This window comes from Homoserinibacter sp. GY 40078, from assembly GCF_008017545.1.
Taxonomy (GTDB): Bacteria; Actinomycetota; Actinomycetes; order Actinomycetales; family Microbacteriaceae; genus Homoserinibacter.
On record NZ_VRTZ01000001.1, the window covers coordinates 875,501 to 897,503 of the forward strand.

The 22,003-nt window shown below is 68.3% G+C and carries 18 protein-coding genes; 13 read left to right on the forward strand and 5 right to left on the reverse strand.

The window, feature by feature from the left end; all coding sequences use genetic code 11:
* Positions 1-16: 16 nt before the first annotated feature.
* Both FVQ89_RS04235 and FVQ89_RS04240 read left to right on the forward strand, forming a co-directional pair.
* Complete coding sequence (locus FVQ89_RS04235; protein WP_147900644.1) at positions 17-523, forward strand: 2-phosphosulfolactate phosphatase; 507 nt, start codon at positions 17-19, stop codon at positions 521-523.
* Positions 524-533: 10 nt separating this feature from the next.
* Entirely contained in the window at positions 534-842 is a 309-nt protein-coding gene (locus FVQ89_RS04240) for a DUF427 domain-containing protein (RefSeq protein ID WP_147900645.1), read from the forward strand.
* 4 nt (positions 843-846) lie between these two features.
* On the opposite strand, the gene FVQ89_RS04245 is transcribed toward FVQ89_RS04240, so the two are convergent.
* The 5 genes from FVQ89_RS04245 to FVQ89_RS04265 are packed head-to-tail and all read right to left on the reverse strand — an operon-like array spanning position 847 to position 4,403.
* Entirely contained in the window at positions 847-1,437 is a 591-nt protein-coding gene (locus tag FVQ89_RS04245; RefSeq protein WP_147900646.1) for an ABATE domain-containing protein, read from the reverse strand.
* 17 nt (positions 1,438-1,454) lie between these two features.
* Positions 1,455-1,916, reverse strand: coding sequence for a hypothetical protein (locus FVQ89_RS04250; RefSeq protein WP_147900647.1), 462 nt, complete (start codon positions 1,914-1,916; stop codon positions 1,455-1,457).
* A gap of 13 nt (positions 1,917-1,929) precedes the next feature.
* Positions 1,930-2,376, reverse strand: coding sequence for a SprT-like domain-containing protein (locus FVQ89_RS04255; RefSeq protein ID WP_147900648.1), 447 nt, complete (start codon positions 2,374-2,376; stop codon positions 1,930-1,932).
* 2 nt (positions 2,377-2,378) lie between these two features.
* Complete coding sequence (locus tag FVQ89_RS04260; protein ID WP_147900649.1) at positions 2,379-3,503, reverse strand: sorbosone dehydrogenase family protein; 1,125 nt, start codon at positions 3,501-3,503, stop codon at positions 2,379-2,381.
* 39 nt (positions 3,504-3,542) lie between these two features.
* Positions 3,543-4,403 (reverse strand): spermidine synthase, encoded by an 861-nt coding sequence (locus FVQ89_RS04265; protein ID WP_147900650.1) that lies wholly within the window; start codon positions 4,401-4,403, stop codon positions 3,543-3,545.
* 121 nt (positions 4,404-4,524) lie between these two features.
* Between FVQ89_RS04265 and FVQ89_RS04270 the strand changes: the two genes are divergently transcribed.
* The 11 genes from FVQ89_RS04270 to FVQ89_RS14385 all read left to right on the forward strand — a co-directional run bounded on the left by FVQ89_RS04270 (position 4,525) and on the right by FVQ89_RS14385 (position 21,952).
* Positions 4,525-5,253 (forward strand): GIN domain-containing protein, encoded by a 729-nt coding sequence (locus FVQ89_RS04270; protein ID WP_147900651.1) that lies wholly within the window; start codon positions 4,525-4,527, stop codon positions 5,251-5,253.
* 581 nt (positions 5,254-5,834) lie between these two features.
* Positions 5,835-9,302 carry a DNA-directed RNA polymerase subunit beta gene (gene rpoB, locus FVQ89_RS04275; RefSeq protein ID WP_147900652.1) on the forward strand — a complete coding sequence of 1,156 codons (3,468 nt, stop codon included), beginning with the start codon at positions 5,835-5,837 and terminating at the stop codon, positions 9,300-9,302.
* A gap of 50 nt (positions 9,303-9,352) precedes the next feature.
* Positions 9,353-13,228 carry a DNA-directed RNA polymerase subunit beta' gene (locus FVQ89_RS04280; protein ID WP_147900653.1) on the forward strand — a complete coding sequence of 1,292 codons (3,876 nt, stop codon included), beginning with the start codon at positions 9,353-9,355 and terminating at the stop codon, positions 13,226-13,228.
* Positions 13,229-13,330: 102 nt separating this feature from the next.
* Entirely contained in the window at positions 13,331-14,173 is an 843-nt protein-coding gene (locus FVQ89_RS04285; protein WP_147900654.1) for a hypothetical protein, read from the forward strand.
* Positions 14,151-14,591, forward strand: a complete 441-nt coding sequence (locus FVQ89_RS04290) for a hypothetical protein (RefSeq protein ID WP_147900655.1) — start codon at positions 14,151-14,153, stop codon at positions 14,589-14,591. Before FVQ89_RS04285 ends, FVQ89_RS04290 begins: the two co-directional genes overlap by 23 nt.
* 113 nt (positions 14,592-14,704) lie before the next feature.
* A complete protein-coding gene (locus FVQ89_RS04295) occupies positions 14,705-16,360 on the forward strand; it encodes a GspE/PulE family protein (RefSeq protein WP_147900656.1) in 1,656 nt (551 codons plus the stop codon).
* Between the two features lie 37 nt (positions 16,361-16,397).
* Entirely contained in the window at positions 16,398-17,948 is a 1,551-nt protein-coding gene (locus tag FVQ89_RS04300) for a type IV pilus twitching motility protein PilT (RefSeq protein ID WP_255513417.1), read from the forward strand.
* Positions 17,948-19,204 (forward strand): type II secretion system F family protein, encoded by a 1,257-nt coding sequence (locus FVQ89_RS04305; protein ID WP_187264891.1) that lies wholly within the window; start codon positions 17,948-17,950, stop codon positions 19,202-19,204. Before FVQ89_RS04300 ends, FVQ89_RS04305 begins: the two co-directional genes overlap by 1 nt.
* A 135-nt stretch (positions 19,205-19,339) precedes the next feature.
* Positions 19,340-19,765: a type IV pilin protein gene (locus tag FVQ89_RS14670; RefSeq protein WP_147900657.1), complete on the forward strand. Its 426-nt coding sequence runs from the start codon at positions 19,340-19,342 to the stop codon at positions 19,763-19,765.
* Between the two features lie 100 nt (positions 19,766-19,865).
* On the forward strand, positions 19,866-21,263 hold the full coding sequence (locus FVQ89_RS14380) for a carboxypeptidase-like regulatory domain-containing protein (RefSeq protein WP_187264892.1): 1,398 nt from the start codon (positions 19,866-19,868) through the stop codon (positions 21,261-21,263).
* Positions 21,260-21,952, forward strand: coding sequence for a PilW family protein (locus FVQ89_RS14385; protein WP_187264893.1), 693 nt, complete (start codon positions 21,260-21,262; stop codon positions 21,950-21,952). Before FVQ89_RS14380 ends, FVQ89_RS14385 begins: the two co-directional genes overlap by 4 nt.
* Positions 21,953-22,003: the final 51 nt, after the last annotated feature.

Here is a 22,003-nt window from a genome sequence, read left to right on the forward strand (position 1 = left end):
TCGTACCCTCGGAATCATGACGACCCCGCGCGCCCAGACGAGCTATCAGGTCCGTTTCGAGTGGGGCGCGGAGGGCGCGGAAGCGCTCGCGTCGGGCGTGCACGCGATCGTCTGGGTCGATGAGCTGGGCGACGACGCGGCGCCCGAGCTGGGCATCGAGGTCGTCGCAGGCGGAGTGAGCTCGGCGGCGGCCGTCGCAAGGTGGTCGCTCGAGCGCCAGGAGCAGCTCGGCGGCCGATTCGTGGTCGGCGTCGTCGCGGCGGGCGCGCGTCAGGCCGACGGTTCGCTGCGATTCGCCGTAGAGGACCTGCTCGGAGCGGGTGCGGTGATCGACGCGATCGCCGAGACGGGCATCGATCACCAGTCACCGGAGGCTGCGGCCGCGGCTGCGGCCTATGCCGGCCTCCGGAACGCGACCCGGCACCTGGTGTCGGCATCCGTGTCGGCGCGCGAGCTCGGGGGTGTGCAGTTCGATGTCACCCCGGTCGATGCCGTCCAGCGCATCGGGGGTTCTCCGGCGTAGCCTCGGGATCATGTTCCAGGCGAAGCTCGGGGATCAGGTGATCGCCCAGGCCGACGAGGCCGACGTCATCCACATCGAGGGCAACGTGTACTTCCCGCCGTCGTCGGTCGTGGAGGGTGTGCTGCGCGACAGCCCCACCCCGTACACCTGCCCGTGGAAGGGCGAGTGCCAGTACTACAGCGTGCGCGATGGCGAGCAGTGGCTCACCGACCGCGCGTGGTCGTATCCGCACCCCTATCCGACGGCGTTCGACCGGGTGGGTAAGGACTTCAGCGGGTACGTCGCCTTCTGGAAGGACGTCCAGGTCTCGAAGGCCTGAGCCCTCAGCTCGCCTCGGTGCGGGTTCGCGCCCGGTGCGCTCGCACCTTGGCGCGGTTGCCGCAGCGCTGCATCGAGCACCACCGCCGACTACCCGTGCGCGAGGTGTCGCGGTAGACGGTGCGGCAGTCGTCGGCGGCGCACCGGCGGATGCGGTCCGCGTCGTCAGCGGCCAGCACCTCGACGGCGTCGCGGGCGAGCGCCGAGAGCGCCTGCGCCACCCGGATGCGGCCCGCGCCTGCTTGGCGACGCCCGCCGTCGAGCGCGGGCGGAATGTCGGGGGATGCCGCGTAGAGGTTGACGGTGTCGATGTCGTCGGGCTCGAGCGGGTCGTGATCGGCGCGTGCGCGGGCGAGTCGATCGATCGCCTCGCGCAGCAGTCGGGCGTCGCGCAGGTCGCCCTCGGAGGCGGGGGTGATCGTCAGTTGCGGGTGGCGTTCGGCGAGCCACGCGTCGAGCGTGGTCGCGGTGGCGAGGAGCTCGCCCCCCGTGTCGCCGAGCCCGCCGGGCGCGGTTGCCGCGAAGTCGAGGCTCGGCGCTCCCGCCTCGAAGAGGCGTCGCCCGCCGTCGTGTCCGTCGACCCACTGCCCCGTCATGTAACCATCATGTCAAGTTACGGCGTCGGTGCGGTCGCGAGGCGGCGGATCCGGGCTCCGCGCCACTGCCACACCGTCCAGAGGCCGATCCAGAGCAGCGGGGTGAGCGGGCCCGCGCTGACATCGAGCCGGTCGCGGTAGATGCAGCGGCCGTCGCCGAGGGGAGTCACCGCCATCCGATGCCGCCACGACGTGACGCGCGCGAGGGCTCCGCTCAGCGGCTTGCCGACGTCCTCGAAGATCCGGGTGGTGCCTCGCCTGCGTAGCCGAACGTCGATCAGCTGGCGCCCGACCGGGATTCCGAGGCTCGTGAGCCGCACCGTGACGGCGTCGCCGGTGCTCCAGCGGGCGGGCGGGTCGGTCTCCGGATGCAGGATCATCACGGGCGCGTAGATCTCGGCGGCGGCCTCCGGTGAGCGCAGCATGTTCCACACGTGGTCGGCGTCGGCGGCCAGTTCGATGCGCAGGGCGACGTACATTGGTCCGCTCCTCTCAGCGGCGCACCCAGTGGATGCGCAGGGCAGGGTCGAAACGCCTGGAGCATACGCCGCATGAGGTCGGGCGGGTAGGTCGGCGGTAGCGGTAGCTGGTGTGGCCGTTGGGGCAGGTGCCCACCCAGGGGGCGAGCTCGTTCGGCACGGGCCCATCGTGGGTGCGGCCTCCGACGTATCCGAGCTCGGCCGCGGCCGTGCGCCACGCGGCTCCGTGACCGGAGGTCGGTCCGGCGATCGCGTGCGCGACTTCGTGGAGCAGTACCTGATGGATGTCGTCGTCGTCCGACCGGGCGGAGATGTACCGCGAGACCGAGATCCGTTTGGCGGTGAAATTGCACAGCCCTGCGCGGGTCTTCGCGTTGTCGAACGCGAAGCTCCAGCTCTCATCGAGGTGCAGGCGGATGAGCGCTTCCGCCCAGGTGCGCACACGTGCCGGGTCGGCCACGCTCAGCCCTCCTGCAGTTCCACGAGCCGCACCGACATGATGCGGTCGTCCTCGGGCGACGGGTCTCCCCGGCCGTCCGTGTTGTTCGTCACGAACCAGAGCGACCCGTCGGATGCAGGCACCACGTCGCGGATGCGGCCGTACTCGCCCGCGAACCAGGCGACCGCGTCGAGCCGACCGTCGGCCATGGGGTAGAGCGCCCACACGCGCTCGCCCTTCAGGGACGCGAGGAAGAAGGTGCCGTCGACGTAGGCGAGGCCGCTCGGGCTCGCCTCGTCCGGATTCCACTGCACTGACGGATCGATGAAGCGCGGGTCGTCGGCGCGACCCTCGACGACCGGCCAGCCGTAGTTGCCGCCCGGCTCGATGCGGTTCACCTCGTCCCAGGTGTCCTGCCCGAACTCCGCGGCCCAGAGCTGACCCGCGTCATCCCACGCGATGCCCTGCGGGTTGCGGTGGCCGAGCGAGTAGACGAGCGAGCCCGGATAGGGGTTGTCGCTCGGCACGCCACCCTCGGGCGTCATCCGGAGGATCTTGCCGCTGAGGCTGGTCGGGTCCTGGGCCCGCTCCGGCACCCCGGCATCGCCGACGGTGGCGTACAGCATGCCGTCGGGGCCGAACGCGATGCGACCGCCATTGTGGTTACGCGCCGACGGCAGTCCGGTGTGCAACCGCTCCGGATCGCCGAGTTCCAGATCGTCGCCGAGCGGCATCCGCACGATGCGGTTGTCGGTCGCCGTGGTCGTGTAGGCGTAGAGCCAGCGCACGCCGCCCCTCTCGGCGATGGCGAGCCCGAGAAGGCCCCCCTCGCCCCGGTGCTCGACATCCGGCACCGTGCCGATCACGTCGAGCGTGCCGTCCGTGGCCAGATGCCGCACGACCCCGGTGTCGCGCTCGCTCACGAGCGCCTCGCCCGGGGAATCCGGAAGCGGCACGACCGACCAGGGGCTCGTGAGACCCGACGCGACGCGCTCGGGGTCGCCCGCGGGCTGCACCGGCCCGACCCGCGCGGGTGCGGGCTCCGGTGTCTGGGTCGAGCCGCTCGGCTCGGGCATGGCGGTGCCCGTGCACCCGGCGAGCAGCAGCGCGCATGCGGCGCTCACGAGGAGAAGCGGCCGGGGTCTCATGAACCCATTTCAGCACCGGCCCACGGCATCGGCTCGGACTCAGCCGTTCCTGGGGAGCTGGAAGACGCTGCGGTTCGGGGGAGGAGAGGCGACGGCCGTCTGGTCGGTCACGACCGGCGCTCCGGCGACCCAGTCGCGCAGCTCGGCGCCGTGCAGAACCTGCGCCGGATGCGGCCCGCCGGCGAGCAGGCGGGGGATCCACTCCAGCGGAAGCGCGGCCGGTGATCCGACGAGCACGAAGTTGCCGAAACGGCGGCCCTTGAGCACCTGTGCCTCCCCGAGCACGGCCGTGTCGGCGAACACCAGTCCGAGCGTGGCGGCCTGTCCGCGGGCGAACGCCGCCCCCTGGCCGTCGGCGATGTTCGCGAGCAGCACCCCGCCCGGGGCGAGGAGCGCGGCGCACTCGGTGTAGAACTCCACGCTCGTGACGTGTGCGGGGGTGCGGGCGCCGGCGAACACGTCCACGACGAGCAGGTCGACCGTGCCGCGCAGTCCCGCGGGCAGACGGCCGAGCGTCTCGCGGGCGTCGCCGTAGCGCACCCGGATCGACGCTCCGGAGGGGAGCGGCAACTCGCTGCGCACGAGTTCCACGAGTTCCGGCTCGATCTCGATCACCTGCTGACGCGACCCGGGACGCGTCGTCGCGATGTACCGGGGCAGCGTGAGCGCCCCCGCTCCGAGATGCAGGGCGGTGATGGGTGCACCCGGATCCGCGAGCTGGTCGATCACGTGGCCCATCCGCGCCACGTACTCGAAGAAGAGGTGGGTGGGGTCGTCGAGGTCGACGTGCGACTGCGGCGTGCCGTCGACGACGAGCTCGTAGCCCGAGGAGGTGAAGCGATCTCGGCGCACCTCGGCGCGCATCCCGTTGGCGAGCCGCACTCCCGGAGCATCCTGCATCCGCCCATTCTCTCGCCCCGGCCACGGATGCGGGGGATGACCCCACCGCACGCGGGGGAGGGCCGGATGCCGCCGGACGCCGCCGCTCCGTAGCGTCGATCGGGTAGAGAGAGGACTCCCCATGACCACCACATCCCCCCGTCTTCGTCTCGCGGCGGCCGCCGCGCTCGTCGTCACCGCGGCCGTCGCGCTCACCGGATGCGTTGCGCTCCCGCTGCGCGCCTCCGGGCCGATGGATACCCGACAACTGGAGGTCGGCGACGACATCGACGCGCTGCGCCTCGAGACCTCCATCGACCTCGTCGTCGAGCTTGGCTCCGAGCCCGGCCTCGAGCTTCGAGGGCACACGTCGGCGCTCGACCGCGTGCGCATCAGCGAGTCCGGCGGCACGATCGTCGTCGGCAGCACGGGCCCGGGCTCCCTCGGACACCTGCGCGGCGTCCTCACGCTCACCTCGCTGTCGCAGGTCGAGGTGGCGGGATCCGGCGACGTGGCAGCGGACTTCTCCGAGGCCGACGAGGTCGGCATCCGCGTGCAGGGCTCGGGTGACATCGCCGCGGCGAACATCGACGCGACCCGCGTGGACGTCGAGATCGACGGCTCGGGCGACGTGCAGCTGCGCGGCGCCACCGAGGCGGTCGTGTTCTCGATCCGCGGCTCGGGAGACATCGAGGCGGGTGGGTTGCAGGCCGTCGATGCGGATGTCGAGGTGCAGGGTTCGGGCGACGTCGTGCTCACCGCGACAGGCCGTGTCATCGCAGTCGTCAACGGCTCGGGCGACATCATCGTCGGCGGTGGCGCTCGCGTCTCACGGCACGGCGGCGGCTCGGGCGACCTGATCGAGCGCTGACGTGACCTCCGGTGCGCTCGCCCGGAGCGCACCGGAGGCGGACGGGCCTAGGGCCTCGGTCCTGTCGAACAGCTCGCGTGGCGCGAGGGGCACGACGCCGACCGCCCCGCTCCGGTTGCCGATCGCCCCGGCGCTCGGGTGAGTGCTGTCCGAGCGGCGGTGGAGTCGATCATTGGCGACCTCCGGGGGGAGAGGGTGGAGAGCGGGCGGGTGACCGACGGGCCCCGCGTCTAGGGTTCGGGAGGACCCGTCGGCGGCGGTGCTTGGCGAAACTGTAGAGCTTCCTATGAGGCGCCGGGTTACGGGCTCGTGAACTCCCACGGGGTCCGCTCCGGGGCGGCGGATTGCCTTATAGACCTGATGCGGAACCAAGTCAAGGAATATGTGGACACGGCGCGTCGTTCCGACATATAGTTGTTCTTTGCGCTCCCCCACACCCGAGCCCTCATATTGCGGTCGGCCGGCGTGTGCTCCGGACGGAGAACCCGAAAATGGCGGCGGGTTCCGGTTCTGCAGTCGCGGGGCGCCTCTCCACTACCGACACACACGGAGACCGACGGGTCTCACGGAGGTTGTTTTCCTTGGCTGCTGCGCGCACCGCATCCAGTAAGAATTCCCCCAAGAACGGCCGTGCAGCATCGCGGCTCTCGTTCGCCAAGATCACGGACACGCTGACCGTCCCGGACCTGCTGGCCCTTCAGACCGAGAGCTTCGACTGGCTCGTCGGGAACGAGGCCTGGAAGCAGCGCACGGGCGGCACCGACGCGACCGGCCTCGACGAGATCTTCGAGGAGATCTCCCCCATCGAGGACCTGGGCGAGACGATGCAGCTCTCGTTCTCGAACCCCGAGCTCGAAGAGCCGAAGTACTCGATCGGCGAGTGCAAGGAGCGCGGTAAGACCTACGCCGCTCCGCTGTACGTGAACGCCGAGTTCATGAACCACATGACGGGTGAGATCAAGACCCAGACGGTCTTCATGGGCGACTTCCCGCTCATGACCGAGAAGGGCACCTTCATCATCAACGGAACCGAGCGCGTCGTCGTGTCGCAGCTGGTCCGTTCGCCCGGTGTCTATTTCGAGTCCGCCGCCGACAAGACCTCCGACAAGGACGTCTTCTCTGCCCGTGTGATCCCGAGCCGCGGTGCGTGGCTCGAGTTCGAGATCGACAAGCGCGACCAGGTGGGCGTGCGCATCGACCGCAAGCGCAAGCAGTCCGTCACGGTCTTCCTGAAGGCCCTCGGCCTCACGAGCGAGGAGATCCTCGAGCGCTTCGCGGGCTACGAGTCGATCGCCTCGACGCTCGAGAAGGACGCCATCCTCACCAAGGAGGAGGCGCTCAAGGACATCTACCGCAAGCTCCGTCCGGGCGAGCAGGTGGCCGCCGAGGCCGCGCGTGCGCTGCTGGACAACTTCTACTTCAACCCGAAGCGCTACGACCTCGCCAAGGTCGGCCGGTACAAGATCAACCGCAAGCTCGGTATCGACGCGCCGCTCGCCGACTCGGTGCTCTCGATCGACGACATCGTCGCCACGATCAAGTACCTCGTCGCCCTCCACGCGGGGGAGACCTCGCTTCCGGGGCAGCGCGACGGCAAGCCGGTGCAGGTGCGCCTCGACACCGACGACATCGACCACTTCGGCAACCGTCGCATCCGCGCGGTCGGCGAGCTGATCCAGAACCAGGTGCGTACCGGCCTCAGCCGCATGGAGCGCGTCGTGCGCGAGCGCATGACCACCCAGGACATCGAGGCGATCACGCCGCAGACGCTCATCAACGTGCGTCCGGTCGTCGCCGCGATCAAGGAGTTCTTCGGCACCAGCCAGCTCTCCCAGTTCATGGACCAGAACAACCCGCTCGCGGGGCTCACCCACAAGCGCCGCCTCTCGGCGCTCGGCCCGGGTGGTCTCTCGCGTGAGCGTGCCGGCGTCGAGGTCCGCGACGTGCACCCCTCGCACTACGGCCGCATGTGCCCGATCGAGACGCCGGAAGGCCCGAACATCGGTCTCATCGGTTCGCTCGCGACCTTCGGCCGCATCAACGCGTTCGGCTTCATCGAGACCCCGTACCGCAAGGCATCGGGCGGCAAGGTGTCGAGCCAGATCGACTACCTGACCGCATCGGAGGAGGACGACTTCGTCGTCGCGCAGGCCAACGCGCCGCTCGACGCCGAGGGCAAGTTCGTCGAGGCGAAGGTGCTCGTTCGTAAGAAGGGCGGCGAGGTCGAGCTCGTCGACGCCGACCAGGTCGACTACATGGACGTCTCGCCGCGCCAGATGGTGTCGGTGGCGACCTCGCTCATCCCGTTCCTCGAGCACGACGACGCGAACCGCGCGCTCATGGGCGCGAACATGCAGCGCCAGGCGGTGCCGCTGCTCCGCTCCGAGTCGCCGTTCGTCGGCACCGGTATGGAGGGCTTCGCCGCGGTCGACGCGGGCGACGTCGTCACCGCCGAGAAGTCGGGTGTGGTCCTCGAGGTCTCGGCCGACCAGGTCACCGTGCAGCTCGACGAGGGCGGCACGCAGGACTACTTCCTCCGCAAGTTCGACCGCTCCAACCAGGGCACGAGCTACAACCACCGCGTTGTCGTCTCGGCCGGTGAGCGGATCGAGGCGGGCGAGGTCATCGCCGACGGTCCCGCGACCGAGAACGGCGAGCTCGCGCTCGGCAAGAACCTGCTCGTGGCGTTCATGCCGTGGGAGGGTCACAACTTCGAGGACGCGATCATCCTCAGCCAGAACCTGGTGAAGGACGACGTCCTCTCCTCGATCCACATCGAGGAGTACGAGGTCGACGCCCGCGACACCAAGCTCGGCAAGGAGGAGATCACCCGTGATCTCCCGAACGTCAGCCCGGAGCTCCTGGCCGACCTCGACGAGCGTGGCATCATCCGCATCGGTGCCGAGGTCCGCCCCGGCGACATCCTCGTCGGCAAGGTCACCCCGAAGGGCGAGACCGAGCTGAGCGCCGAGGAGCGCCTGCTCCGCGCGATCTTCAACGAGAAGAGCCGCGAGGTGCGCGACACCTCGCTCAAGGTTCCTCACGGTGAAGAGGGCACCGTCATCGGCGTCAAGGTGTTCGACGCTCAGGACGGCGACGACGAGCTCGGCTCGGGCGTCAACCAGCGGGTCGTGGTGTTCATCGCGCAGAAGCGCAAGATCACCGAGGGCGACAAGCTCGCGGGTCGCCACGGAAACAAGGGCGTCATCGCGAAGATCCTGCCGGTCGAGGACATGCCGTTCCTCGCCGACGGCACCCCGGTCGACGTGATCCTCAACCCGCTCGGCATCCCCGGCCGCATGAACTTCGGCCAGGTGCTCGAGACCCACCTCGGATGGGTGTCGAAGCAGGGCTGGGAGGTCGAGGGTTCCCCGAAGTGGGCTGCGCGTCTGCCGAAGGAGGCCCACTCGGCCGCCCCCGGCACGAAGGTCGCCACCCCGGTGTTCGACGGTGCCGCGGAGGAGGAGATCTCGGGTCTGCTCGACTCGACGCTCCCGAACCGCGACGGCGTGCGCCTCATCGACAGCTCCGGCAAGACCCAGCTGTTCGACGGCCGCTCCGGTGAGCCGTTCCCGCACCCGATCTCGGTCGGCTACATGTACATCCTGAAGCTGCACCACCTCGTGGACGACAAGATCCACGCACGCAGCACGGGCCCCTACTCGATGATCACCCAGCAGCCGCTCGGTGGTAAGGCGCAGTTCGGTGGCCAGCGCTTCGGTGAGATGGAGGTGTGGGCGCTCGAGGCATACGGTGCCGCCTACGCCCTCCAGGAGCTCCTGACGATCAAGTCCGACGACATCCTCGGCCGCGTGAAGGTGTACGAGGCCATCGTCAAGGGCGAGAACATCCAGGAGCCCGGTATCCCCGAGAGCTTCAAGGTGCTCATCAAGGAGATGCAGTCGCTGTGCCTGAACGTCGAGGTGCTCGGCGCCGACGGCACCGCCCTCAGCCTGAAGGACACGGATGACGAGGTCTTCCGTGCCGCCGAGGAGCTGGGCATCAACATCTCCACCCGCTTCGAGTCGTCGTCGATCGACGACATCTGATCCGGGCCCAACAAGGTTTTCGTAGAGAAGAAGCGAGAGAGAACACACACGTGATCGACGCAACCACTTTCGATCAGCTCCGCATCGGCCTCGCGACGAGCGCCGACATCCGGGCGTGGTCGTACGGCGAGGTCAAGAAGCCCGAGACGATCAACTACCGCACCCTCAAGCCCGAGAAGGACGGCCTGTTCGGAGAGCAGATCTTCGGACCGTCCCGGGACTGGGAGTGCTCCTGCGGCAAGTACAAGCGCGTGCGCTTCAAGGGCATCGTCTGTGAGCGCTGCGGCGTGGAGGTCACCAAGAGCTCCGTCCGTCGTGAGCGCATGGGCCACATCGAGCTCGCCGCGCCCGTGACGCACATCTGGTACTTCAAGGGTGTTCCGAGCCGCCTCGGCTACCTGCTCGACATGGCGCCGAAGGACCTCGAGAAGGTCATCTACTTCGCCGCGTACATGGTCATCGATGTCGACGAGGACGGCCGTCACTCCGACCTCCCCGGCCTCGAGAACGAGATGCGTCTCGAGATCAAGGCGCTCGAGCAGCAGCGCGACGACCGCATCAACGCGCGTCTCGTGCAGCTCGAGGGCGACCTCGCCGCGCTCGAGGAGGAAGGCGCAAAGGCCGACCAGAAGCGCAAGGTGAAGGACGCCGGCGAGAAGGAGATGTCGCAGATCCGCAAGTCGTTCGACGAGCAGATCGCGCAGCTCGAGCGGGTGTGGGACGACTTCCGCAACCTCAAGGTCGGCGACCTGAAGCCCGAGGACTCCGTGTTCCACGAGCTGCAGGACCGCTACGGCCTGTACTTCGAGGCGTACATGGGCGCCGAGGCGATCAAGCGTCGCCTCGAGTCCTTCGACCTCGCGGCCGAGGCCGAGCTGCTGCACGACCAGATCGCGAACGGCAAGGGTCAGAAGAAGATCCGCGCCATCAAGCGTCTGCGCGTGGTCAACTCGTTCCTCGCCACCGGCAACTCGCCGGCCGCGATGGTGCTCGACGTGGTCCCGGTGATCCCGCCGGAGCTGCGCCCGATGGTCCAGCTCGACGGTGGCCGCTTCGCGACCTCCGACCTGAACGACCTCTACCGTCGCGTGATCAACCGCAACAACCGTCTTCGTCGTCTGCTCGACCTCGGCGCGCCCGAGATCATCGTCAACAACGAGAAGCGGATGCTGCAGGAGGCCGTCGACGCCCTGTTCGACAACGGCCGCCGCGGCCGCCCGGTCACCGGTACCGGCAACCGCGCGCTCAAGTCGCTGTCCGACATGCTCAAGGGCAAGCAGGGCCGCTTCCGTCAGAACCTGCTCGGAAAGCGCGTCGACTACTCGGGCCGATCGGTCATCATCGTCGGTCCGCAGCTGAAGCTGCACCAGTGTGGTCTGCCGAAGCAGATGGCGCTCGAGCTGTTCAAGCCGTTCGTCATCAAGCGCCTCATCGACCTGTCGCACGCGCAGAACATCAAGGCCGCCAAGCGCATGGTCGAGCGGTCGCGCCCGCAGGTGTGGGACGTGCTCGAGGAGATCATCCGCGAGCGCCCTGTGCTCCTGAACCGCGCGCCGACGCTCCACCGCCTGGGCATCCAGGCGTTCGAGCCGCAGCTCGTGGAGGGCAAGGCGATCCAGCTGCACCCGCTCGTCTGCACCGCGTTCAACGCGGACTTCGACGGTGACCAGATGGCCGTGCACCTTCCGCTCTCGGTGGAGGCGCAGGCCGAGGCCCGCATCCTGATGCTCGCCTCGAACAACATCCTGAAGCCGTCGGACGGCCGCCCGGTGACCCTGCCCTCGCAGGACATGATCATCGGTCTGCACCACCTGACGACCCTCACCGAGGGTGCCGCAGGCGAGGGCCGCGCGTTCTCGTCGCTGTCGGAGGCGCTGCTGGCGAAGGACGAGGGCAGCCTCGACCTGAACGCCAAGGTGCGCATCCGTCTCGAGGGCGTGTACCTCGAGGACGCCCCCGAGGACTTCGTGCAGGGTTCGGCGAAGCTCGTCGAGACCACCCTCGGTCGCGCGCTCTTCAACCAGGCCCTCCCCGAGGACTACTGGTACGTCGAGGCGCTCGCCGACAAGGGGAAGATCTCCGCGATCGTCAACGACCTCGCGGAGCGCTACCCCAAGGTGGAGGTCGCCGCGGCGCTCGACCGCATCAAGGACGCCGGCTTCTACTGGGCCACGCGTTCGGGTGTGACCGTCGCTCTCTCGGACATCGTGACCCCGGCCGACAAGCCGACCATCGTCGCGAAGCACGAGAAGCAGGCCGCCAAGGTGCAGTCCGAGTACGACAAGGGTCTGATCGACGACGCCACGCGCCGCAAGGAGCTCATCGACATCTGGACGGAGGCGACCAACGAGATCGCCCAGTCCATGCAGGCGAGCTACCCGAAGGACAACAACATCTTCCGGATGGTGTCCTCCGGTGCACGTGGTAACTGGCTGCAGGTGCGCAACATCTCGGGTATCCGCGGCCTCGTCGCGAACCCGAAGGGTGAGACCATCGCCCGCCCGATCATCTCCTCGTACCGCGAGGGCCTGTCGGTGGCGGAGTACTTCATCGCCACGCACGGTGCCCGTAAGGGTCTCGCCGACACCGCCCTCCGTACCGCGGACTCCGGCTACCTGACGCGTCGTCTCGTCGACGTCGCCCAGGACGTCATCATCCGCGAGGACGACTGCGGTACGACCCGTGGCCTCGAGCTCCGCATCGCGCAGAAGGGTGCCGACGGCGTCCTGATCCGCGACGAGAACGTCGAGAACTCGGTCTACGCGCGCTCGCTCGCCGAGGACGCGGTGAACGAGAAGGGCGAGGTGGTCGCCGAGGCCGGCTCCGACGTCGGCGATGTGCTGATCAACAAGCTCATCGCTGCGGGCGTCGAGACCGTCAAGGTCCGCTCCGTGCTCACCTGTGAGTCGGCGGTCGGCGTCTGCGCCGCCTGCTACGGTCGCTCGCTCGCGACCGGAAAGCTCGTGGACATCGGCGAGGCCGTCGGCATCATCGCGGCCCAGTCGATCGGTGAGCCCGGAACGCAGCTCACGATGCGTACCTTCCACCAGGGAGGCACCGCGGGTGCGGACGACATCACCCAGGGTCTGCCGCGTGTCACGGAGCTCTTCGAGGCGCGTACCCCGAAGGGTGCGAGCCCGATCGCCGAGGCGGCCGGACGCATCCAGATCGAGGACACCGAGAAGCAGCGTCGGATCATCCTCACGCCCGACAACGGCGACGAGCCGGAGATCTACCCCGTGCTCAAGCGCGCCACCCTCCTCGTCGAGGACGGCCAGCACGTCGAGCTCGGCCAGCAGTTCGTGGTCGGAAACCTCGACCCGAAGGAGGTGCTGCGCGTGCAGGGCGTCCGCGCCGTGCAGCTGCACCTGGTCGACGGCGTGCAGGGTGTCTACCGCTCGCAGGGTGTGCCGATCCACGACAAGCACATCGAGGTCATCGTGCGGCAGATGCTGCGCAAGGTGACCGTCGTGGAGCACGGCGACACCGACCTGCTGCCGGGCGAGCTCGTGGACCGCTCGCGGTACACCGAGATCAACCGCGGCGCGATCGTCGAGGGTAAGAAGCCCGCGTCGGCGCGTCAGGAGGTCATGGGTATCACGAAGGCCTCGCTCGCGACCGAGTCGTGGCTGTCGGCCGCGTCGTTCCAGGAGACCACCCGCGTGCTCACGCAGGCGGCGATGGAGGGTCGCTCCGACCCGCTCGTCGGTCTCAAGGAGAACGTCATCATCGGTCAGCTCATCCCCGCCGGAACCGGTCTCTCGAAGTACCGCAACGTCGAGGTGTCGGCGACGGAGGAGGCCAAGGCAGAGCGCTACCCGAACCGCATCTTCGCGGACGACTCGGCGTTCAGCGAGTCCGACCTGAGCTTCGTCGACTTCGACAGCTTCAGCTCGGACGACTTCCAGCCCGGAACCTACAGCTGATCGACTGATCACGTCGGAGGCCCTCGCGTCAAGCGGGGGCCTTCGTCGTTTCCGTCGGGAAGTGCCCTCGCTAGGCTGAGGGCGCCGAGCGAAGGAGCAATCATGGCCGAGCCCACCGATCCGACCCCCGCGGACGACACCACCCCCGCTTCGCCCGCATCGCCTGCGGCGACTCCGTCGCCCGAGTCGCCCGAATCTCCCGTGTCGCCTGTGGAGCCGGAGCCGCTCGTCGAGCCTGCACCCGTGGAGGCGCCTGCGGAACCTGTCGTCGTCGCCGACCCGGTTGCCGGGCCCGCCGCGGAGCCCGTTGCCGAGCCCGCACCGTCTACCGACACGGCCGCTCCCGTCGTCGTCCCGCCGCCCGCCTCGGCCCGGGAGGTCGTCTACGTGCAGGCGCCCGAGCCGCCCGCGCCCCGTCACAACCGCGGATTCGGGGTGCTCATCTCGCTCCTCGGGGCCGTTGCATTCGCCCTGCTCTACCTCGGGGCAGGCTGCGCGATCATCGCGCTGACCCCGGGAGCCAACCTCGACGCAAGTCTCGGATCGTTCCTGCGGAGTGCCGCGTTCTGGGTGCCGATCGGCGTATACGCGCTCGTGTCGATCCTGTTCGCGCTCATCGTCGACCGGGCCGCCTGGTGGGCGCACGTGCTGGGCAGCATCCTCGTCGCGATTCTGACGTACGCGGTCTCGCTCGGGGTGCTCGCGCTGCTGAGCGGTGTGATCACCCTGACGCCGGACGAGGGGGTGCGCCTGATCTCGGCGCTTGCCACGAATGCGTTCCTGCTGTGCGCCCTCGCGCTCGCCCGCGAGTGCGCGTTGTGGTTCGGGCTCGCCATCGCCGCCCGTGGGCGCAAGGTGAAGGAGCGCAACGTCGCCGATCGCGAGGAGTTCGACCGTTCGGCGGCCGAGCGGCGTGCGGAGTATGAGCGCGCCCACCCCGCCTGAGCCGTCGCGCCATCCGGAGCGGGTCGCCGGTCTCTTCGTCGCGGTGACATGGGCGGCCGTCGTGTTCGCGGTCGACGGCCTGCTTGCGGTGGCGCTCGACCGCGACCCGATCGAGTTCCCGGTGAGTCCGCTCTACGCCGTCGCCGCGCTGACGCTCGCCATGGGTGCCGTGTACCTCGGGATCGTCGTGACGGTGCCGACGCGGAGCCCGTGGCTCGGCACCGTGGGCACGGTCGCGGCCGTCTACCTGGTCCTGGTCGCGTCGGCGGCGACAGTCGACGTGGGGCTCGCCTTCGCCCAGGCGCAGAGCCCGTTCGTCATCGCGGCAGCGCTCATCGCCGCGGGCCCTCCGATCGGATGCTGGGCCTACTTCGCCCGGCAGAACGTGCGCTCTGACCCCCGCATGCGGGACTCGTGACGCCCCCGACCCCCGGGATAGCCTGACGCAGTCGGGGGCGCCACGCCCCCGAATCGCGGCCTCGATCGGGGGGACGACGCCGCGGTGTGGGTCTCGGCTCCTGAGGGGGTGGCATGGCCTCCCTTTCCGAGATCCTGATCATCCGCGGTCAGCTGCCGATCACCAGCATCGATACCACAGGCGATTCCGACGAGAGCCAGATCCGCGACCTGATCGCACAGGGCGTGCTCACCGAGTCGCAGGTGGCCTCCGCGCGCGCCGCGCAGCTCAACCTGCCGTTCGTCGACCTCACCGAGTACCCGGTCGACAACGCTGCGGTCTCGCTCGTGCCGCTCGGGCTGCTGCGTCGGCACGAGGTGCTCCCGATCGGACGTGACGGCGATCGGCTGCTCGTCGCGATGGCCGACCCCAACAACGTGGTGGCGCTCGACGACATCCGCGCCGCTGTGCGCATCCAGGTGCGCGCGGTCGTGGCGGAGCGCACCGACCTGCTGAACGCGATCGGCCGCTTCGTCCGTGCCGACGGCGAGCTGTCGGATCTGACGACCGCGATCGAGGAGGATTCCGAGCCGTCCGGCACGGATGTCGCGCTCGCCGAAGCGGAGGACGACGCGCCCATCGTGCGCTTCGTGAACCTGCTCATCAGCCAGGCCATCCAAGACCACGCCTCGGACATCCACATCGAGCCCGCCGAGCACGACATGCACGTGCGGTACCGGATCGACGGGGTGCTGCACGAGATGCAGCGCGCGCCGAAGTCGATCCAGAACGGCGTGATCAGCCGCCTCAAGATCATGAGCGACATCGACATCGCGGAGCGGCGGAAGCCGCAGGACGGTCGGCTGTCGGTGATGCACGGTGGCCGCAAGATCGACCTGCGCGTGGCGACCCTGCCGACGGTCTACGGCGAGAAGGTCGTCATGCGAATCCTCGACAACTCGTCGACCTCGCTCGGCATCGGCCAGCTCGCGCTGCTCGAGAACAACCTGGAGCGCTTCCGCACCTCGTACACGAAGCCCTACGGCATGATCCTCGTGACGGGCCCCACGGGGTCCGGCAAGTCGACGACGCTGTACACGACCCTCAACGAGGTCTCGAAGCCCGAGATCAACGTCATCACCGTCGAAGACCCGGTGGAGTACCGCCTCGCGGGCATCAATCAGGTGCAGGTGAACCCGAAGGCGGGCCTCACGTTCGCGAGCGCGCTCCGCAGCATCCTGCGATCCGACCCCGATGTCGTGCTGATCGGTGAGATCCGCGACAAGGAGACGGCTCAGATCGCGATCGAGGCGGCCCTCACCGGCCACCTCGTGCTCTCGACACTGCACACGAACGACGCGCCGAGCGCGGTGACGCGTCTCATCGAGATGGACATCGAGCCGTTCCTCGTCGGATCGGCGCTCGACTGCGTGGTCGCCCAGCGTCTCGCTCGGCGGCTGTGCGACAAGTGCAAGCAGCCGTACCACCAGTCGCCTGACGAGCTCGCCGCGATGGGCTTCGCATCCGATCCGCGGATGGGGGTGCCGACCCTGTTCCGCCCGGTCGGCTGCCAGCACTGCTCGAACACCGGGTACCGGGGCCGCATGGCTCTGCACGAGGTGATGTCGGTGTCCGAGGACATCGAGCGCCTCGCGGTGTCCCGTGCGTCGAGCGCAGAGATCGGCCGTGTCGCGGTGCAGCAGGGGATGCACACGCTGCGGCAGGACGGGTGGGCGAAGGCACTGCTCGGGATGACCAGCGTCGAGGAGATCCTCCGCGTCGTCGCCTGAGGGCGGCCGCGGGGCGCGGGGAAGGGGAAACCAGCGCATGAACGACAACAACATCTACGAGATCCCATTGACGGATCCGGCGGCACCACCTTTCGGGGTGCCGGGAGCGGCCGGCACGTTGCCGCCTCCGCGGAGCGAGCTGCCCCCGGAGGCGGCGGCTGCGCCCGACTTCTCGCACCTGCCGCCGCCCGTCGCGGGCGCGCACGTCGACGCGGCCCCCGCGCCGATGCCGGCCCAGATGCCCGCACCGGTGCAGATGCCCGCACCCGGCCCCGTGCCGGGCATGCCCGCCGCCGCGCCGGCGCCCATGCCGGATCCCCTCCCGAGCCCGCTCTCGGTGCCGTCCGCCGCGGTGCCCGCGCCGAGTGCTCCGCCGAGCATGCCCACGATGCCGACGCCGGGTGGGGCGATGCCTGCCGCCGCAGCGCCCCCGCAGCTGGGCGAGACGGACTCGCTTGACGACGACTACGCCCGCGCGGCCCGTGCCAACGCGGACGCCGAGCTCCTCCACTGCCTGCAGGAGGTGCTCCTTGCGGGAGCGTCTGACCTCCACATCTCCGCGGGTGCGGTTCCGCTGCTCCGCATCGACGGCACCCTCACCCCGGTGCACGAGATGCCCGTGTGGAACCGCGAACGCACGGCGACCGCGCTCTACAGCATCCTCTCGCCGAGCCAGCGCGCCACCTTCGACGAGAAGCTCGAGCTCGACTTCGCGTTCACCCTCTCGGCGAACGCGCGCTTCCGCGTGAACTTCTACCAGCAGCGCGGCGCGATCGGCGGTGCGTTCCGCATCATCCCCACCGAGATCAAGCAGCTCGGGCAGCTGGGTGTGCCGGATCAGGTCGGCAACTTCGCGAAGCTGCCGCGTGGGCTCGTGCTCGTCACGGGTCCGACCGGTTCGGGCAAGTCGACGACTCTCGCGGCGCTCATCGACCTCGTGAACTCCACGCGCCGCGACCACATCGTCACGGTCGAGGATCCGATCGAGTTCCTGCACACCAACAAGAAGGCGCTCGTCAACCAGCGCGAGGTGGGGGCCGACACCCACAGCTTCGCGAACGCGCTCAAGCACGTGCTGCGGCAGGACCCGGATGTGATCCTCATCGGCGAGCTCCGCGACCTCGAGACGATCTCGGTGGCTCTCACGGCGGCCGAGACCGGACACCTCGTATTCGCGACGCTGCATACACAGGACGCCGGTCAGACGATCGACCGCGTCATCGACGTGTTCCCGCCTCACCAGCAGGACCAGATCCGAGTGCAACTCGCGGCGACTCTGCAGGGCGTGGTGTGTCAGACGCTCGTGAAGCGCGCGAACGGCCGCGGTCGCGCGGTGGCCACCGAGGTCATGGTGATCACCCCGGCGCTCGCGAACCTCATCCGCGAGGGCAAGACCTATCAGGTGACGTCCGCCCTGCAGGCGGGTTCCGCACTCGGCATGCACACGATGGATCAGCACCTGGGCGAGCTCGTGAACTCCGGAGAGGTGGGCTACGAGGCGGCCATCGAGAAGGTGCACGACCCCGAGACGTTCAACCGGCTGGTCACCCGTCGTGACCTCAACAACCAGAATGCGAGGGCCATCTGATGGTGACCGCGACAGCGCCGGCCCCAGCGACCGGAGCACGCAACTGGAGCTTCCGCGGACGCGACGCAGGAGGCAAGGTCGTCAAGGGGCGCCTCGAGGCGCCCACCGAGTCCGCCGCCATCGACCGGATGCGATCCATGGGGCTGAGTCCCGTCAAGATCCAGGAGGCGGCCGCGGGCACCGGTCTCAACCGCGAGATCGAACTGGGCTTCGGCGGCAAGGTCGGCCTCAAGGATCTCGCCGTGCTGAGCCGCCAGGCGGCGACCATGGTCAACGCTGGCCTCTCGCTGCTCAAGACCCTGAGCATCCTCGCCGACCAGACCGAGAACAAGAAGCTCAAGGAGACACTCGGTGCGGTCGCTCGCGAGGTGGAGGTCGGTTGGGCGTTCTCGGACGCCCTCGGCAAGCACCCGAAGGTCTTCCCACCGCTCATGATCAACATGGTGCGCGCTGGTGAGACGGGCGGCTTCCTCGACGGCGCGCTCGACACGATCGCGACGAACTACGAGAAGGAAGCGAAGCTCCGGCAGCAGATCAAGTCGGCGATGACGTATCCCGTGATGGTGTTCATCATGTCGATCGTCGCGGTTGTGATCATGCTTCTGTTCATCGTGCCGATCTTCAAGGACATGTTCGCGGACTTCGGCGCCGACCTTCCGCTGCCGACGATGTTCCTCGTCTGGCTGAGTCAGGCGATGGTCTTCGTCGTGCCGGTGGGTGTCGTCGGGGGAATCGCCTTCACGATCTGGTGGAACGCGAACAAGCACACCGAGCGCGTGAGGAGCGTTGTCGATCCAGCGAAGCTCAAGATCCCGATCTTCGGCAAGCTCATCGCGAAGATCGCCATCACGCGCTTCTGCCGCAACCTGGCCGACATGGTCACCGCCGGTGTCCCGATTCTGCAAGCGCTTGCAATCGTGGGTGAGGCATCGGGCAACTGGGTCATCGAGCGAGCGGCTCAGAACATCGCGAACTCGGTGCGGGTCGGCAAGTCGCTCTCGGGCCCTCTCTCCGAGGAGAAGGTGTTCCCGTCGATGGCAGTGCAGATGATCGCGGTCGGTGAGGACGCGGGGGCGCTCGACACCATGCTCTCGAAGGTCGCCGACTTCTACGACGACGAGGTGCAGGCCACGACCGAGGGCCTCACCTCGATCATCGAGCCGCTGCTCATCGCCTTCCTCGGCGTGGTCGTCGGCGGCATGGTCGTCGCCCTCTACATGCCGATCTTCAGCATGATCGGGGTCGTTGGGGGGTGACCCCCCGCACGGGTGCCACCTCATCGTGGGATACCGCTGGCGGAATACGACACGAAACCATACAAGCGTCGAGTCACAACCGTAGGGGGGACGGCTCGCGACCCATCAAACAAACAAAGTGGAATGGAAAAGCACATGACTCGCATCACCGCCGCACTTGCGGCTCAGCGCGAGAAGCTCGCCAAGAAGGACGAGGGCTTCACCCTCATCGAGCTCCTCGTCGTCGTCATCATCATCGGCATCCTCGCCGCCATCGCGATCCCGGTCTACATCGGGGTTCAGAACTCGGCCAAGGACTCGGCCGTACAGTCCGACCTCACCAACGCCAAGGCTGCGGTGGTGGCCAGCTACACCCGCACGGGCGAGTTCCCGGCCGACCTGACCGGCCTCGAGGCCGACGGGTTCCCGCCCGGTGGCAGCATCGACTACACGGGTGGGTCGGCTCCGGCTCTCGCCGAGGGCTCCACCGCGCAGGACTTCTGCATCCAGGCGACCAGCCCGACGACGAAGGTCCTGAGCGTCAGCGACTCCGCCGGAGTCGTCGAGGGCGCCTGCTCCTGAGTTCGATGCCGACGAGTTAGTTCGTCGGCCCTTGACCGGCGGGGCACCCCGAGGTGCCCCGCCGGTTCCACATTCGATATTCCGCAGGGGGGGCGGTGAGATGAGGAACACTGACGCGCCGCGCGAGGGGCTGATTCGCCGCGCCCGTCGCGACGAGGCCGGCGTATCCATCGTCGAGGTCATCGTTGCCACGATGGTGTTCCTCGTGCTCTCCGTCGCGGTCGCACAGGCCACATTGGTGTCGATTCGACTGGCCGGAGACCAGCAGCACCGAGTCACAGCGCTCAGCCTCGCCGCGAGCGAGATCGATCGAGTCCGCGCCGTCGTCGATCCGTTCTCGGTTATCGACGCCACGACGTCTGAGACTGTTGACGGCACGACCTACACGATCACCCGCGACACCTCATGGGTTTCGGGCAGCGGTCTCGACATCCCGTGCGGGTCCGGCGGCACGGGGAACTTGCAGTTGAAGCGAGTGAATGTTCGCGTCAACTGGACCGGTCAGATGACGCCGACCACCCCGGTCTCCTCGGACACCGTGCTTGCGCCGGCGGGCCGAATCAATGACCCGGCTCGCGGCACGGTGATGATTGCGGTCACCCGCGCCGATGGCACGGGTGCCGCTGGCGTCTCCGTCGCAGTTTCTCCTTCGAGCGGGGGTGCTGCTGCGCTGGACTCCCAGCCGGACGCGACCAACGGCGAGGGCTGCACGTATGCGATGCAGGTTAAGCCCGGAACGTACGCCGTGTCCCTGTCGAAGTCGGGGTACATCGATGTCGACCAGAACACATCTCCGTCGAAGGAGGTGACGGTGACGGCGGGATCCACCGTCAACGTCTCTTTTGGCTTCGACGCCGCATCGACCTTCGGCCTCAGCTTCGCCGACGGCTCCGGAAGCAACTGGTTCGCCACCAACAACGAAACCAGCCTTATCAACACCTACGGCACCTACTACGTCTCCGGGACACCGTCGAGTGCCACATTCTTCCCATGGAGCTCGGGGTACACGATCATCGCCGGACACTACGTCGCGCCCGACGCGGACGGCACGGGTGGCTGCCGCGCGGTGGATCCCTCGGAGTGGGACGCCGCCACGGTGGGAACGACCGCCCTCGCGGCGGGCGAGTTGCCGGCACCCGTTGCGACGACCCCGGGCGGCACCGCCTCGACATCCGTCGCCATGGGCATCGTGCGCGTCAACAACCTCGCTCGCAATCAGTACGTGACCGCCGTGAGCGTCGCGACCGCAACAGTCGCCGGTCAGCCGACCTGCGAGGTCGGCATGACGTACCGCTTCGGCCGCGAGTCCTCGAGCACCTCGACCTCGAGTCGCGATCTGGCGCTCCCGTACGGCAGCTGGCGCCTCTACTACGGAGGATCGTCCGGATCGACCTCGAACTCGTTCTCTGCCTCCAACATCGATCCGCGTACCAACGTGGTCACAAGCGGAATGGTGAGCGGCAACACCGTCACCCTCGACCCCAGGGGTGCCCCGTGAGCGAGCTTGTTCGCGTTCTCCGGAACGGCAGGATGCGCGATGACGCTGGCATCACGTTGGTCGAAGCGCTTGTGGTGATGGTGCTCAGCACGTTGCTGATGTCGATCACAGTCACCTTCTTCGTGAATGTGTCACAGCACACCATCCGCGCTGAGGGATTGCGGCGCTCCACGGCGGACGCGAGCAACATCATGAACGTTGTGTCCACCTCGATTCGCGCCGCGGTTCGCAATGCGGTGGCGACGTCACCGAACCCCGACCCGGCAATCGTTGCGGGGAGCACCACTTCCGTAACAGTGATCACCTATACAGACGCCGGCCCCAGTTTCGAGACCCCGTTGCGGTTGCGCTACCGCGTCGACGGCGAAGGTCGGATGATCGAAGATCAGTGGCAGGCCTCCGTGGTCAACGGTTACGCGGTGTTCCCCTCGATGACGACCGCGCCGAACTCAACGCGCGTGCTTGGGAACGTCGTCGTGAATACCTCCGGGGAGCCCCTCTTTCGGTACTACTCCGTCACCGGTTCCCAGCTCGGAACTGGCGGCACGCTATCCAGTTCCGAGCGCGCTGCGGTCACCACGGTGCGATTCAACGTGCGCGTACGCGCCTCGAATTCACATGAGGTAGTGGTGCTCGACAACACCATTGGGATGCCCAACATGAACCTCGGTCTCACAGGAGGGGAGTAAGGACCATGCGTCGATTTCTGCGTCGCGAGGATGGCTACGTCCTTCCTCTAG